Consider the following 14,569-nt stretch of genomic DNA (forward strand, 5'->3'; position numbering starts at 1 on the left):
CAGTTGCGATGAGGTCAAAGGTTTTGAGCGTATTGATATAGCGCCCTGAGTATAGCTTGTCTGTTCGGATCGTTCTGATGCTCATGCGCCAGCGTTTCCAGTTCCATCATAAACAGTTCGAGGGTAACCGTGGCGGGCGAATCTTTATCAGTCAGCCTGTATTGTCTGTGTGCCTGCCAGCGGTGCATTTCATCAGCATTCAGCGTGTAAGGATAATTACGTGCACGATAACGGAACAGCAGGGTTTTTAAGGTCTGGTTCTGTGTTTGTGATGCCAGCCGGTCAAGCGCTTCCGGTGCGCTGGCATGCACCTGCTCACACCAGCGGCGTTCTTCGTCTGACAAAAATCCACCACTGTAAAGGGAATGATCAGCGTCGTTATCAACGTCATCATGAGGCGTGTTATACACATCAGACAACTTTTGTGTGATATCGCTGGCCGCTAACCGCTTGTAATTTTCCAGGCACTGCTCTCTGTTCAGCCCCAGCCGTTCAGCATTTTCTTCCGTCATGGCTTTTGCCGTTGTGACAAAAGGCGACCGGTTGATGTGAATAAGCTTTAGACCGGGACGGGGTTCATCCCCCAGCTCTGACGCTGGTGTATACAGCTTTTCCCGGATGGTATCTGCATCATCGTTTAACAGCGGTTCTATGGGCTGAGACAAATCGACGGCGATAATGGCATTACTGTTAACGGGGTGCATGGCAATTGGCATTACCCAGGTACAACAACCCTGACTGGCGGGAATTTTAGACGAAATATGCAATAGCACAGAAGGCTGCTGCATATTTATTTGTTTTAGCACGGCATGTTTGCTGCGCAATGAAAACGCATAGTCATAGAGTTTTGGCTGATGCTGCCGGATCAATTTTGCCAGTGCGATAGTTGCGCGGACATCAGAAAGTGCATCGTGAGCCTGACCATGTTCCAGTTCATTGGCTTTAGCCAGTTCTTCTAATTTGAATACCGGTGTGCCATCGTCTCTCAACGGCCAGTTAATACCCTCAGGACGCAGGGCATAGCAGGCTCTGGCGAGATCTATGATATCCCAGCGGGAATTGCCGTTTCGCCACTCTCTGCCATAAGGGTCATAAAAGTTGCGATAAAAGAGGGTGCGGCTGACTTCATCATCAAAGCGAATGCTGTTATAACCAACCACGCAGGTGTTAGGCTGGCTCATTTCTTCATGGATACGTCTGGCGAAATCAGCCTCAATCATACCGTCACGCAGCGATTGCTGTGGTGTGATGCCGGTGATCAGGCAAGCCTGAGGGTGGGGCAATGCATCATTGGCAATTTGCGCCATGATATTAACGGGCTTTCCAATAACATTTAATTCTGCATCGGTACGGATGGCAGCAAATTGAGAAGGGGTATCTTTGAGCGGGTTAGCGCCCCAGGTCTCGTAATCGTGCCATAGCATTGATGGCGCATATTGTGTCATTGGTAAATAAAATCCATTAGAAAAACGTTACGCGGGGCACTATACCAGCGCAGCAGGGTGCAAGCCAGTTTGCGGCTTATGAACTGATCCTCCGGACGATGTAAAACATGAACAATAACAAGGAAAAGAAATGAAAAAGTTTCTCGCGGCTGTGATGTGCAGCGCTCTGACATTAAGTTCGCAGGTAGTGGCGGCTGAAGATAAACCGGTGGCTATTGTTATCCACGGCGGCGCCGGAACCATTTTAAAGAAGAATTTCACGCCGGAACTGGAAAAAGCCTACAAAGATACCCTCAGCGAGGCGGCAAAAGCAGGCTACGCTTTGCTTGAGCAGGGCGAACCCGGTGAAAAGGCAGTAATTGCAGCCATCCAAATTCTGGAAACCTCACCGTTGTTTAATGCCGGCATCGGGGCTGTGTATACATGGGAAGGTGAACACGAACTGGATGCCTCATTAATGCACGGCGGCACTCATAACGCCGGTGCGGTGGCCGGAGTAAAAACCATCCGGAGTCCTATCGCTGCAGCATCGGCCGTCATGCACTTATCGCCCCATGTCATGCTATCCGGTGAAGGGGCAGAAGCTTTTGCAGAAGAGCAGGGGCTGACGCTGGTGGATAACCACATCTTTGACACTGAAAGACGCCTTGAATCACTCAAAAAAGTAAAAGCCCGTATGGAAAGTGCAGGTTTGTACGGCGGTCAGAAAGGCAATGAACGTTTCGGTACAGTGGGCGCGGTTGTGCTCGACAGCGAAGGCAATCTGGTAGCAGGCACTTCAACCGGCGGTATGACTGCCAAGCGATACGGCCGCATCGGCGATTCGCCCGTGATTGGTGCCGGAACCTGGGCTGACAACGAGAGTTGTGCGGTGTCGGCGACGGGGCATGGTGAGTTTTTCATCCGTTATCATGTTGCAGCAGATATTTGTACCCGTATGAAATATCAGGGCACAACGTTAAAAGAGGCGTCTGATACAGTTATTTTTGATGTGCTCAAACCGGTGGGCGGTGACGGCGGCATTATTGCCATTGATAAAGAAGGCAATATTGCAGCACCGTTTAACTCAGCGGGCATGTACAGAGCAAAAATTGACGGTAAAGGTGTTCTTTCCGTGGGCATTTTTGAGCGGTGGGAAATATTGTAAAAATTATGTACAAATCCGGCTGAATTTATTCGCGTCCGGGCCACGGAGGGTCTAGGCTGAAAGTAACGACACGTCATGGTGACGTACTGGAGGCTAAACATGGAATCTTTGCAAGTAAGCGATTATATGAATCATCATCCGGTGAAGTTGACCGAAGACATGACCGTTGCCGAAGCCGTTGAAAGACTGCTGGCAAATAACCAGACCGGTGGCGCTGTTCAAAATGCGCGGGGGCAGGTGACGGGGTTCTTATCCGAACAGGATTGTCTGAAGATGATGATTGAGTCGAGTTATTATCGTGAGCAAGTGTGTCGGGTGAAAGACATTATGCAAACTACCGTCAGTGCAGTGAAACCCTGGAATTCTGTACTGGAAGTGGCGCAACGACTGATTAACGAACGCCCGAGGGTTTTTCCTGTTATCGACGATGACGGTGTACTCGTTGGCGTGATAAACCGTGCCGCTGTTCTGAAAGCCATTGATAAGCAGCTTCAGTCGGGCTACGACAAAATGGCTGTTTAAGTTACCGCTTACACCGGCAGACATTAAAAAATAAACCCTTGCTATTAACTATAGCAAGGGCTCGTTCTCCGTTTTGCACAAATTCATTATTTTTGTCGGTGCTGGCGGATAAATTCTGCAAGCAATGAACCGGAAACCAGTTTGAAGTTTTGTTGCTGAGAGGGCATCACGTTGTGTCCATCCTGGACAACCAGCAAGCCATCAGGCAGGTTTTCGCCGAAGGGCAGAGACATGGTTTCCAGCCCGTCTGTTTCTGAAACCCCGTCGATGCCTTTTTTAAGATCAGGCACAATATCAAACGTGCCCAGCAAATGGTTATTCGTTGTGGCGTAAACGGCGTAGCGGTGATTGCCCTGACTGGACACTATCAGATAACGTTCCCCGTCCACATCAAACAGGCCCATACCTTCAATATCGTCTTTTACCGCACCTTCTGCTTTTGCAATCAGTGACGGCTCAGGGTTACTGATATCCAGACTGCGCTTCCATACGCCGGCATCTTCTTCGCCGTAATACAGCATGGCATTTTCATCATCTGCCACACAGCCCTCGGGCTGTGAAGGAACAGTAAACCGGTCGATTATCTTGCCCGTTACTTTGTCGTCTTCAAATGACAGGCGATGCCGCTCGTAACTGCCATCCGTATCGTTCACCAGCACATCAACACCGTTTGCGTGTTGATACAAACACAGACCATAAAGATCGTTTAATTGCGAGGGCAGCTTGCCGGCAGGTACAGCGTTTCTGGTTGCCGGGTCCAGCAGGAATATGTCCACCGTACGGGTAGTGCGGTTCGAGGCTGCAGCAATGGCAAGTTCCTGTCCGGCTACCGGCCAGCGGGACCGCACGTCGACGTTATTTAGCCTGCCTGCACTGAGATGTTGAAGTCGCTTGCCTGACAGATCAAACAAATCCAGCCCGGACTTTTTGTCTGTACCGATTATCACAGAGGATTCCGGTGCTTCGTCGTTGTACCAGATAGCCGGATCGTCAGCGGCATCACCAAAGCGGGCAACGGGATCGGTTTGGGCGAATGCGGTTAAATGCCCGTCTGCCGGTTGTGTGCGGCGGGTTGCCGTTTGCGGTGATGATACCGGTAATACAGCGGTAAACAGGCTTTCGCTGTCATCGTCATAAAGGCCAACAACAGTGTTGTTGTTAAACGGGGCAGCCCTGACTGCTTCCCATTTATGTTTTCCGTTTATTTTAAATTCACTGATGCTGTCATTCTTGAAAACATTCACCACCGGAGCGTCAGGGGAAACGAACACTGTCAGTCCGGCTGCCTGGCCTACTCCTTCAACGCCTTCGCTTGTTACGCCGTGCTGTTGCGTCATAATAAGTGAGCGGCCATCACCGGCTTCGGCGTGATGGTCGTATTGCCACAATCCGGTATTTTCATCAGCCAGATAGACGTAACCGTTTTGCACATCGGCCTGGCAACTTTTAATGCCCGGGCCGGTGTTAACGGTTCGTATTTCTACAAAGTGGTCGTCTGCCAGCCAGTGCTGCTTCATTTGTCCTGTGGCGTCTGCTGTGGTCAGTGTCAGATATTCACGGGAAACAGATAAACACAGCGCTTCAATATCAGCCAGATCTGCCTGTAGTGATTGCTGTTTTTTAAACTCTTCAGTACCGGTGTTGTAGTGGTACAGTTCAACACCATAGGTATCGTTGTTAAGCGCCGCAACGGTCAGGGTGCCGTTATGCTGCAGAATATCGGATTGACTGAAGTGACCGGGTAGTGTGCTGATTATTTTCTGATCTTTACCGGTCAGAATCAGGCCCCGGGTTTCGCTGGTAACCAGATAATGCAACTGATTGTTGATGACCAGCGGGGTTAACTGATTACCTTTAATTGAAAAGGCCTTTGCATCAATGGTGACAGGATCGGCCATTACCTTTCCCGGCGCACAAAGCAGAGAGGCAAACAGAAAGGCGAGGGGAGTATGTTGTTTTTTCACATTAAATCTCATTGAAATCGTTAGCAGTATGAGGGAAGAAAATCGAGGTGCAGCATCAGCCGCACCACGGTGCCTGCAGGTTACATTTGCCAGGTAAATCCAAGTTCAAATGTACGGCCGTATTCTTCGTACTGCGCATTGCGGTTTCGCTGGTCGAAATAGTGGTAGTAAGGCTCGTCGCTCAGGTTAATGCCGTTGAAATAAATCAACATGTCATCATTGATGTAATACTTGCCTGAGAAATCAAGCTGGTGGTGATCGTCTTCCATACGAAGCATATCGCCATCGATTTCTTCCAGGTTCTCGCTCTTGTACGTCATAGTAAGACGCAGGCTGACCAGGTTGTTTTCGTAGCCTAACGTAAGGTTACCCACCGTGTCTGACTGGTTGGGCAGGCTGGTTTCAAATGTTTCACCGTCAAGCAGGGTCGTTGCATCAGAGGACGAGAACGTACCGTTCGCTGACATTAAAAAGCCGTTATCAAAAGCTTTCACCCATGACAGCTCAAGGCCGTGTAAGCTGGCAGACTCACCATTCACAGGCTGTACCACTTCGTCATAGCCCTGCCAGTCTTCTGTACCGGCTACGTCTGCATATACGACAAAATTATCTATGTCTTTATAGAAGTAACCGGCAGAGAGCACACCGATTGCGCCGGGATAATACTCAACAGACAGGTCAATGTTGGTAGATTCATACGGTTTAAGTTGCGGGTTACCCACTTCGGCTTCCCGTTCAGTGACAAAGCTGTCGCCGTCTTCTTCTGTTTTACTCTCGATGATCTGGTAAGCCGCCACATCTTCAAACTTAGGTCTTGCGATAGTTTGTGTAAATGCGCCGCGCAACACGACTTTATCATTGAGGTCGTATCTGAGGTTCACACTTGGAAGCCAGTTGTCGTAGTCACGGTCCGCGTTCCAGGCGGTATTGATCACTTCTTCAACGTCCGTTTCTTCATTTTCAACCAGTTCAACCCGCATACCGTCAGTGCTGAAGTCCGTGCGCTCATAACGTAAACCGGCAACCACACGAAGGGCATCAATGTTGGCTGTTACCATAGCGTAGGCCGCGAAGATATCTTCATTGTTTACATAAGACGCCCCGTTAGACTCTACCTCAGAGTCCAGTTCGGCCAGTTCAAGACTATTGCGGTTACTGTTATAATTATTTCGCAATGCGTTTCTGTCCAGTCCGTCGCCAAAATCACCTATATTCCAATCCGGAGCAGCAGTTGCAAATCCTTCACCTGTGATGCCATCAAAGTCACCATCATAAATGGATATCTGGCTTGTATTTACTTTTTCACGGCTGCGGTACTTGCTACCAAATTTAAACTCGCCCTGATAATCGCCTAAGGTAATACCGCGGACAAAGTCAATTTTTGCACTTGTCTCGGTATCCTTCGTATAGTTATCTTCAAAACTGATTTCGTCTAAATCATAGTTGGCCAGTTGCATGGCTTCTGCATTCTGTGTGAGCTGCGGAATGCGGGTGTCGAGGTCAGCACTGATGCTGGCGTTATCCTGAACAAATGTGTAGTAAAGGGCATCAGGTTCGTCTTCCTCAGACTTTGCATAACCCAACTGCCAGTTGATATCCCAGGTATCCAGTTGATGTTCACCGCCGGCCGCAACGGTCATAATCGTTTGCGTCTCGTATCTGTCTTTGCTTTCTCTGGCAATTTCAGAGTCTTCGCCATCAAAGGTAAAAATATTCGCCTGACGATACTCGTTGTCAGAAAACTCGCTGTAAAGGGTTCGCAGGAAATACTGATTGTTGAAGTCAGGACGGAAATCGAAATTGACCGCAGCACCTAAACGCTCACGGGTGATGGTATAGTCACGCTGTTCCAGTTCATCGTCGCCGTTACTTTCAATATTGTCGGAACCAAAATCACGTTCGAACCATGAAAGCGCAGCGGCAACACCAAAGGATTCGTTAAACTTGTGTGTCAGGCTGCCAGACAATTTCGGACTGGTTTTATCTACCAGTTCATTGTGGCTGGCCTGCACTGTCAGTTTGGCCGTGTCCTGCTGGTAATCAAAGGCACTGACACTTTTCACTTCGATGGCACCACCGATAGCGTCACCATCCATATCTGCTGTGACCGATTTTGACACTTCAAGGGTCTGAATCAATTCTGACGGGATAACATCCAGTGCAACAGAGCGCACACCGGCCTCCGGAGAGGGAATGTTAAGTCCGTTGATGGTAACGTTATTTAAATTAGGATCGATACCGCGGATCCCGACAAAGCGACCTTCACCCTGGTCCCGTTCAATCGACAAACCCGGTAAACGTTGTAATGCTTCAGCGGCATTCTGATCAGGGAACTGACCAATGGCGTCGGCAGAGACAATGGATGAAATGCGATCAGATACCCGTTGCTGGTTAATGGCACTCGCCTGGCCGCTGCGTTGTCCTTTCACCAGAATATCTGCGATGGCTTTGCCATTATCAGACAGAGCAATAACAGGAGAAACAATGCCTGTTTCCGTTACATTTACCACTTCTGTGACAGGCTGCGCGCCCAGGTAGCTAACCTGAAGCGTGTAGGCACCTGCGGGCAGGGAAGGAAAGCGGAAGGTGCCGTCTCTGCGTGATTCGGTAACAAGGTTTAATTCTTTAAGTGTGATTTGAGCTCCCGCAAAAACACGGGAGTTGTCTTCGTTTGTTAGTTGTCCGGCAATTTCTCCGGCATTCACTGACAACGCAGCAGAAGAAAGGCTGAGCGCAGCTAAACAATGAGTGGTCAATTTTGAAAGACGAAGCATGAGTGCATTCCTGAATTTATAACGTTGTGTTAAGTGACTGGCCGCTACGCTAGAAAGAGTTAATGACAATTTTGTGACCGCATGATGACAGTGACTGTCATAAATACCTGATTTTATTATTTATTATTGTAAAAAATAAAATGGTGAGCCATTTTGACCCTCAGCTAACTCATTGAAGTTAATTGATTTTTTACAATGACGGGGAGTTTGACGCAGCAAATGATCACCGGACTGTCACATTGGTGAGCCAAAATGACCCTGTTATCACAGATATAAAACGGGTAAATCATCATTTCACCCGTCTGATTTAAGGTTTTTACAGGTTATGAATGCGGTTTATCGTTACCGGCAAAGTCATCTCATTGGTGCCAGTATTGGCGCTCAGTGCATTGCATTATATTTAAGTTTTTCCCATGGACAATTAAAGCCATTTGATGAGATTGCCTGGCTGGATGTCACCGGCGAGGGCAGCGTTATGCTGTTCGCATTTGCCTGGATTATTGCTGCTATTGCCAGCCGGCCACCCGGAAGGGTAACCACCTTGCTGGTGGCAGGCCTGAACTGTTTTGCATTTACCGCATTGCTCGATTTTCTTGATGAAATGTTCGCTTATTCCGCAGCTTCAGACTGGTTAAGCATGCTGGAGTCTATGCCGGCTGCCTTTGGTATGGTGATCATGACAGCCGGATTGCTGGGCTGGCACGACGAGCAGAAAGCCCTGAACAGGCAATTGCAGCGCAGAGAGTGGGCTTTACGTAATCATGGACAGATAGACAGCGTCACGCAACTCTATCTGGCGGATTACTGGCAGGAACGCCTCACAGACCTGAAGCAGCACGGCGGCATAGGCAGTGCCATTATGATAGATATAAATGGCTTCTCACGGTTTAACGAAGCCCACGGTTATGCCGAAGGTGACCGGTTTTTGCAGGAAATCGCCCGCTTGCTGGTGATGCATGTGCGTGAGTCAGATCTGGTTTGCCGTTATGCAGGAGACCGTTTCGTGATTTTAATGCCTGATACAGCACATCCGGATGCCCGCCGGATTGCCGGTGATATTCAAACGTCGGTACATTGTCTGGCATTTAAAAGCGGCGCCAATACAACGGCGTTGTTTCAGTCTGTCCGTACAGCTGTTGCAGAGTTTGATGCGCACCATGACAGCAACAGGTTGCTGTCAGACCTTCAGGACCAGTTAAATCACCAGGATACGCAGGCAGCATGAAACAGCCGGGTCATCAGTTATCTTCAGCGCCTTTGCTGAATCCGGAAGCCCGGTGTGTCAGCGCATCGCCGTTTTGCCAGACGCTGCTTAATGTGGCGTGTGCCAAAGGGGCAGATAAAAACAAGGTGCTTCGGGGAACCGGTATTTTCGATACAGACCTCACGCACGAGCGTGCTTTTTCGCCGTTACAGATAGCTGCCCTGGTGCTGAATGCAGATAAATACGCCGGCGTGCGGGATTTTGCCTTTCAGGCCGGACAGGCACTGGCAACATCACAATATAGTGGTGTCCTCAAAGCCATGGGATACAGTAAAAACCTGAGGCAGGCTTTACTGATTTTGCGTCGCTTTACATCTCACATATCGCCGTTAGTGTCGTTTGGCGTATACCCAAGGCCGCAGGGTATAGTGATCACGCTGCGGGACAGTGCCGGCAAACATAAAGCGTTCGATGCTGCATCACTCATGGTCTGTTCTGCCTTCATCGCGTTAACGAAGCAATGGTGCGGTCAGAGACTGCCTCTTAGTTTTCATTTTCCGTTTTCCCGCCCCCGACATATCGCTGAATTTGAAATGCACCTCGGACGGCGCCTGCATTTCGATTCTCCCTGTTTTTACATTGCGGTAGATAACGCCTCCTTACAGAAGCCTTTTTTGCATTACGATACCTATTTGCTGAAAGCATCGGTTTCTCACTATAAAAAGCACTTAATCAGCGGTGTACAGCTGCCGGATTTTATCCGTAATGCAGTTACGCGTAATCATCATCTTTGCGCCACAGACCTGGCGTCAGCGCTGGATATCAGCCCGGCCACACTGAAGCGAAGACTAAAAGCTTGTCACTGCACGTTTTCAGCGCTGGTTGATGATGTACGGCGGGAACAGGCTATATTTCTGTTACAAATTTGCCGGTTATCTAACGAAGAGAGTGCCTTGCGACTTGCCATTTCCGACCTTACAAACTTCCGGCGCGCAGTAAAACGCTGGACAGGTTTAACGCCCGGCGAGTTGCGAAGCCGTTAAACAACATAACGGCTTTATGGTAGACTCTTCCTCTTTTTCGATGTCCCAGAGTAGTAAGGAAAGAGTCTTGTCTTCTGAGCCAGCCGCGCCTTCTGTTTCTTCATTGTACGACCAGTTGTCATTGTGTATGCTGGCCGATCGTTTTCCTTTACGCCGTCGCATTCAAAAACTCAGCGGGTTGATTAAATCTCAGTCTGAACAGGCGGCTGACGCCATCAGTGATGTTATGCAGCGCATTGACGCGTCAAAAGTGAAACGTGCTTTGCGGGCGGAGAATTTGCCGGTCATTGAATATCCGCCGTTACCCGTCAGTGATAAAAAAGACGACATCAAACAGGCCATCGCTTCTCACCAGGTGGTCATTGTGGCGGGGGAAACAGGCTCAGGAAAAACCACCCAGCTTCCGAAGATTTGCCTGGAACTGGGCAGGGGCGTGGACGGCATGATTGCCCATACCCAGCCAAGACGACTGGCTGCCCGCAGCGTGGCAAGCCGTATTGCTGAAGAACTGAATACGCCGTTAGGTGAAAAGGTGGGTTTCAAAATCCGCTTTTCAGATCAGGTCAGCGACAGCAGCTACGTCAAGCTTATGACCGACGGTATGTTGCTGGCGGAGATGCAGCAGGATCGCTTCTTAAATCAGTACGACACCATCATTATTGATGAGGCTCACGAACGCAGTCTTAATATCGACTTCCTCCTCGGGTATTTACGTCAGTTATTGGATAAGCGCCCCGAACTTAAACTCATCATCACTTCGGCGACCATCGACCCGGAACGCTTCAGCAGACATTTTAATGATGCGCCTATTGTCGAAGTGAGCGGCAGAACCTATCCGGTAGAAATTCGTTATCATGATCCTGAAGAGCGGGAAGATGACAACGATCAGACTGATGCCATTGTCCGGGCCGTTGATGAACTTAAGCGCGAAGCGCCCGGTGACATTCTGGTGTTTTTAAGTGGTGAGCGGGATATCCGCGATACCCAGGATGCTCTCCAGAAGCAGCAATACCGGAACACTGAAATTGTGCCTTTGTACGCCAGATTGTCGGCAGCAGAACAAAACCGTATTTTCCAGTCTCACAGCGGCCAGCGCATAGTGCTGGCCACCAACGTGGCGGAAACCTCGTTAACGGTGCCGGGCATTAAATACGTTATTGACCCGGGTACCGCGCGTATTTCACGGTACAGCGCCCGCAGCAAAGTGCAGCGCTTACCCATTGAACCGGTATCTCAGGCGTCTGCGAATCAGCGGGCCGGACGATGCGGGCGGGTATCAGACGGGATCTGTATCCGCTTATACAGTGAAGAAGATTATCTTGGTCGTCCGGCGTTTACCGATCCGGAAATTCTGCGTACTAATCTCGCGTCCGTCATTCTGCAGATGCTGGCGCTGGGGTTGGGGGACATCGGCGCATTTCCGTTTGTTCAGCCACCGGACAGCCGCAATATAACCGATGGCTTCAGGTTGCTTGAAGAAATTCAGGCGATTAAACGGGGTAAAGGCCAGCCAAAGCTAACGGAAATGGGCCGCAAAATAGCCCGGTTACCGGTTGATCCCCGCTATGCCCGTATGGTCATCGAAGCCGGGCGCACGAATGCGGTGCGGGAAGTCATGGTGATTGCTGCCGGTTTATCTATTCAGGATCCCCGTGAGCGGCCACAGGAAAAACGTCAGCAGGCAGATGAAAAGCATAACGAATACCGTGACAAAGACTCAGACTTTATCAGTCTGTTTAATTTGTGGCAGTCATTCAGAGAACAGCAAGCTGCGCTGTCTAATAATCAGTTGCGCAAGTGGTGTAAAGCGCAGTTCATCAATTATCTGCGTATGCGTGAATGGCAGGACATTGTCAGCCAGCTAAAAAAATCTGTCGCGGAAATCGGTTTGGGGATCAGCAAGCAGGATGCTGATTTTCAGTCTGTGCATCAGGCGCTTTGCAGCGGTTTGTTGTCGCACCTGGGCATGAAAGACAAAGAGCGGGAGTATCTCGGCTCTCGTAATTCAAAATTTATGATCTTCCCGGGCTCCGGCCTGGCAAAATCACAACCTAAGTGGATCATGGCGGCAGAGCTGGTGGAAACGTCGCGCCTGTTTGCCCGCATGAATGCGAAGATTGACCCGGCATGGGTGGAGCCTCTGGCAAAGCATGTGACCCAGTCCAGTTATTCAGAGCCTCACTGGTCTAAAAAGCGCGGCGCTGTGGTGGCTTTTGAAAAGGTCACCCTGTTTGGCTTGCCCATCATCCCGAAGCGGGCTGTGGTTTACAGTCAGATTGATCCGCACGTGTCTCAGGATTTGTTTATCCGTCACGCGTTAATTGAAGGTGATACCAAACTGAATAACAGCGTGCTGGCAGATAACCAAGCATTGCTTGATCAGGTGGATGAACTCGAGCAGAAAACCCGCCGCCGGGACATCATGGTTGACGAAGAAGCGCTGGTGGCCTTTTATGCCCAGCGTTTACCGGTGGATGTTAATAACGAAGCCGCGTTTAAAAAGTGGTGGCAAAAACAATCCGACAAGAACATTCTCGCCTTCACCGAAGAGGATGTATACCGCCAGCAGCCTGGCGCGAAGACCGCCAACGCCTTTCCCGATGTCTGGAAGCAGGGCAATATTACGCTGCCTTTACGGTACCATTTCGAGCCCAATGCCGAAGATGACGGGGTAACAGCAACCATACCATTACCCATATTAAATCAGGTGGCTGATAAGGGGTTTGACTGGCTGGTGCCGGGTTTACAACACGAACTGATTGTCAGCCTGATTAAAAGCCTGCCTAAACGTTTACGCAAAAATTTTGTGCCTGCACCGAATTATGCAGAAGCCTGCCTTGAAGATATCAGCGCCTTTGACAAGCACGGTCAGCCGGTGCCGCTTTTACAGGCATTGTCTGACAAACTGCGCCGTATGACCGGCGTTATTGTGGAAGAAGAAGAGTGGCAGCTGTCTCAGCTTGAACGGCATCTCAAAATGCACTTTGCTGTGGTTAACGACAAAGGTGAGGTGATCGCCCGTGGTGATGCTCTGGAAGCATTGAAGAAGCAATGTCAGGGGCAGGTGAAAGCCACCTTTGAAAAGGCTGCAACGCCGGAACTTGAGCGCAAAGGGCTGGAAAGCTGGGATTTTGAACAGCTGCCGGAAACCTTTACGCAAAAGATGGGGGGCTTTGAAGTACAGGCGTTTCCCGCTTTGGTCCGCCGTGGTGACAAAGTTGATATTGTGCTGGTGGATGAGCCTGAAAAAGCGCAACAACAACATCAGGACGGCGTCAATGTGCTGATCCGTAATGCTATGCCGTCGCCGCTCAGCTATCTGCAAACTAAATTGCCGAACAAAGCAAAACTGGGTTTGTATTTTAATCCTTTCGGCCAGATCAAAGCGCTCATTGACGACTGTATACTGGCTGGTATTGATGATTTGGCCAACACCTTTAAACAATCACAAGGTGTTGAAATACGTGACGCTGAAACCTTTAAACAGTGCGTCGATTTTGTCAGAGCTGAAATTAATGATGTGGTGCTGGACATAGCCGGTCAGGTGGAAGAGGGGCTCACTCTCGCGCACCAGTGTCAAAAGCAAATGAAGGGCAATGTACCGCTCAACATGGTCAGTGCCCTTGGCGATGTGAAACAGCATCTGTCTACACTGGTTTATCCCGGTTTTGTCTCTGATTTAGGGCGCGGAAGACTACCGGACTGGAACCGCTATATTAAGGGACTGGCGCGACGCCTGGAAAAGCTGCCCATTGATCCGAATAAAGACCGCATGCATCAGCAAACTATTGAAAAAGCGGTGATTGCGTTTAATAAAGCCTGCAATAAATACCCGCAGGGTAAGGCACCTGCTGAGCTGCTTGAGGTCCGCTGGATGATTGAGGAACTGCGTGTTTCTCTGTTTGCCCAGCAACTGGGTACTGCCTACCCGGTATCAGCAAAAAGAGTTTTAAGTGCGCTGGAAAACTTTTAATAAAAAAGTCGCGTAAAGGTATGTGATATCGCGAAAAAGCGTGATGGATATACGCTGATATTACACCACATATCAAACTTTCGGTGACTCTTCGGCGATCTCAGTTGACATCGCCGGGGTGTCGTCCTATAAGTGATGAAGTATATTACGAGGTTGCTACCAGAGGTTGGGAGAAGTAAGACATGTTAGGATACGACGATAAACGTAATTTTTTCAGGATGATGGTTAACTCGCCTTGCCAGGTACAGATTAACGACGAAGAATCCAGCCGTACTCATCAGGCAGTATGTAAAGATATCAGTGCCACAGGCATGTCTCTGGAAGTTGAAGAGCCATCCATTGAAGTGGGTACGCAGGTTAACGTTTCTATCGACTCCAACAGCTCTCAGATCCCGTCCTTGTCTGCCATTGCAACCGTGGTTCGCTGTGTGCCTGAGACAGACGCCAGCTGTATTATTGGTGTAGAAATTTCAGAAATGAAGTAACTAACTCATGAA

Annotated in this window: 9 protein-coding genes; 6 read left to right on the plus strand and 3 right to left on the minus strand. The window is 49.4% G+C overall.

Annotated features, from left to right (window positions below):
- Positions 1-14: 14 nt before the first annotated feature.
- A complete protein-coding gene (gene sbcB, locus ACXAGR_RS16495) occupies positions 15-1,445 on the minus strand; it encodes an exodeoxyribonuclease I (RefSeq protein ID WP_474851343.1) in 1,431 nt (476 codons plus the stop codon).
- A gap of 130 nt (positions 1,446-1,575) precedes the next feature.
- Between sbcB and ACXAGR_RS16500 the strand changes: the two genes are divergently transcribed.
- Together ACXAGR_RS16500 and ACXAGR_RS16505 are read left to right on the plus strand one after the other, a co-directional pair.
- The gene (locus tag ACXAGR_RS16500; RefSeq protein WP_474851345.1) at positions 1,576-2,592 is read left to right on the plus strand and encodes an isoaspartyl peptidase/L-asparaginase family protein; all 1,017 of its coding nucleotides are present in this window, start codon (positions 1,576-1,578) and stop codon (positions 2,590-2,592) included.
- 99 nt (positions 2,593-2,691) lie between these two features.
- Positions 2,692-3,114: a CBS domain-containing protein gene (locus ACXAGR_RS16505; protein ID WP_474851347.1), complete on the plus strand. Its 423-nt coding sequence runs from the start codon at positions 2,692-2,694 to the stop codon at positions 3,112-3,114.
- 86 nt (positions 3,115-3,200) lie between these two features.
- On the opposite strand, the gene ACXAGR_RS16510 is transcribed toward ACXAGR_RS16505, so the two are convergent.
- Both ACXAGR_RS16510 and ACXAGR_RS16515 read right to left on the minus strand, forming a co-directional pair.
- Entirely contained in the window at positions 3,201-5,078 is a 1,878-nt protein-coding gene (locus tag ACXAGR_RS16510; protein ID WP_474851349.1) for a phytase, read from the minus strand.
- Positions 5,079-5,158: 80 nt separating this feature from the next.
- Complete coding sequence (locus ACXAGR_RS16515) at positions 5,159-7,852, minus strand: TonB-dependent receptor (RefSeq protein ID WP_474851351.1); 2,694 nt, start codon at positions 7,850-7,852, stop codon at positions 5,159-5,161.
- A gap of 325 nt (positions 7,853-8,177) precedes the next feature.
- Between ACXAGR_RS16515 and ACXAGR_RS16520 the strand changes: the two genes are divergently transcribed.
- The 4 genes from ACXAGR_RS16520 to ACXAGR_RS16535 all read left to right on the plus strand — a co-directional run bounded on the left by ACXAGR_RS16520 (position 8,178) and on the right by ACXAGR_RS16535 (position 14,557).
- The gene (locus ACXAGR_RS16520) at positions 8,178-9,077 is read left to right on the plus strand and encodes a GGDEF domain-containing protein (RefSeq protein ID WP_474851353.1); all 900 of its coding nucleotides are present in this window, start codon (positions 8,178-8,180) and stop codon (positions 9,075-9,077) included.
- Complete coding sequence (locus tag ACXAGR_RS16525) at positions 9,074-10,099, plus strand: AraC family transcriptional regulator ligand-binding domain-containing protein (protein ID WP_474851355.1); 1,026 nt, start codon at positions 9,074-9,076, stop codon at positions 10,097-10,099. Before ACXAGR_RS16520 ends, ACXAGR_RS16525 begins: the two co-directional genes overlap by 4 nt.
- A 40-nt stretch (positions 10,100-10,139) precedes the next feature.
- Complete coding sequence (gene hrpA, locus ACXAGR_RS16530; protein WP_474851652.1) at positions 10,140-14,072, plus strand: ATP-dependent RNA helicase HrpA; 3,933 nt, start codon at positions 10,140-10,142, stop codon at positions 14,070-14,072.
- A gap of 182 nt (positions 14,073-14,254) precedes the next feature.
- Complete coding sequence (locus ACXAGR_RS16535; RefSeq protein ID WP_119501548.1) at positions 14,255-14,557, plus strand: PilZ domain-containing protein; 303 nt, start codon at positions 14,255-14,257, stop codon at positions 14,555-14,557.
- Positions 14,558-14,569: the final 12 nt, after the last annotated feature.

The sequence above is a fragment of the Alteromonas sp. ABH4_457 genome (assembly GCF_056160625.1).

Excerpts from the sequence above, each read along its gene's own strand:
- hrpA (WP_474851652.1), top strand. The coding sequence starts at position 10,140 with ATGTCCCAGAGTAGTAAGGAAAGAGTCTTGTCTTCTGAGCCAGCCGCG.
- ACXAGR_RS16525 (WP_474851355.1), top strand. The coding sequence starts at position 9,074 with ATGAAACAGCCGGGTCATCAGTTATCTTCAGCGCCTTTGCTGAATCCG.
- ACXAGR_RS16515 (WP_474851351.1), bottom strand. The coding sequence starts at position 7,852 with ATGCTTCGTCTTTCAAAATTGACCACTCATTGTTTAGCTGCGCTCAGC.
- ACXAGR_RS16520 (WP_474851353.1), top strand. The coding sequence starts at position 8,178 with ATGAATGCGGTTTATCGTTACCGGCAAAGTCATCTCATTGGTGCCAGT.
- ACXAGR_RS16505 (WP_474851347.1), top strand. The coding sequence starts at position 2,692 with ATGGAATCTTTGCAAGTAAGCGATTATATGAATCATCATCCGGTGAAG.
- sbcB (WP_474851343.1), bottom strand. The coding sequence starts at position 1,445 with ATGACACAATATGCGCCATCAATGCTATGGCACGATTACGAGACCTGG.
- ACXAGR_RS16500 (WP_474851345.1), top strand. The coding sequence starts at position 1,576 with ATGAAAAAGTTTCTCGCGGCTGTGATGTGCAGCGCTCTGACATTAAGT.
- ACXAGR_RS16535 (WP_119501548.1), top strand. The coding sequence starts at position 14,255 with ATGTTAGGATACGACGATAAACGTAATTTTTTCAGGATGATGGTTAAC.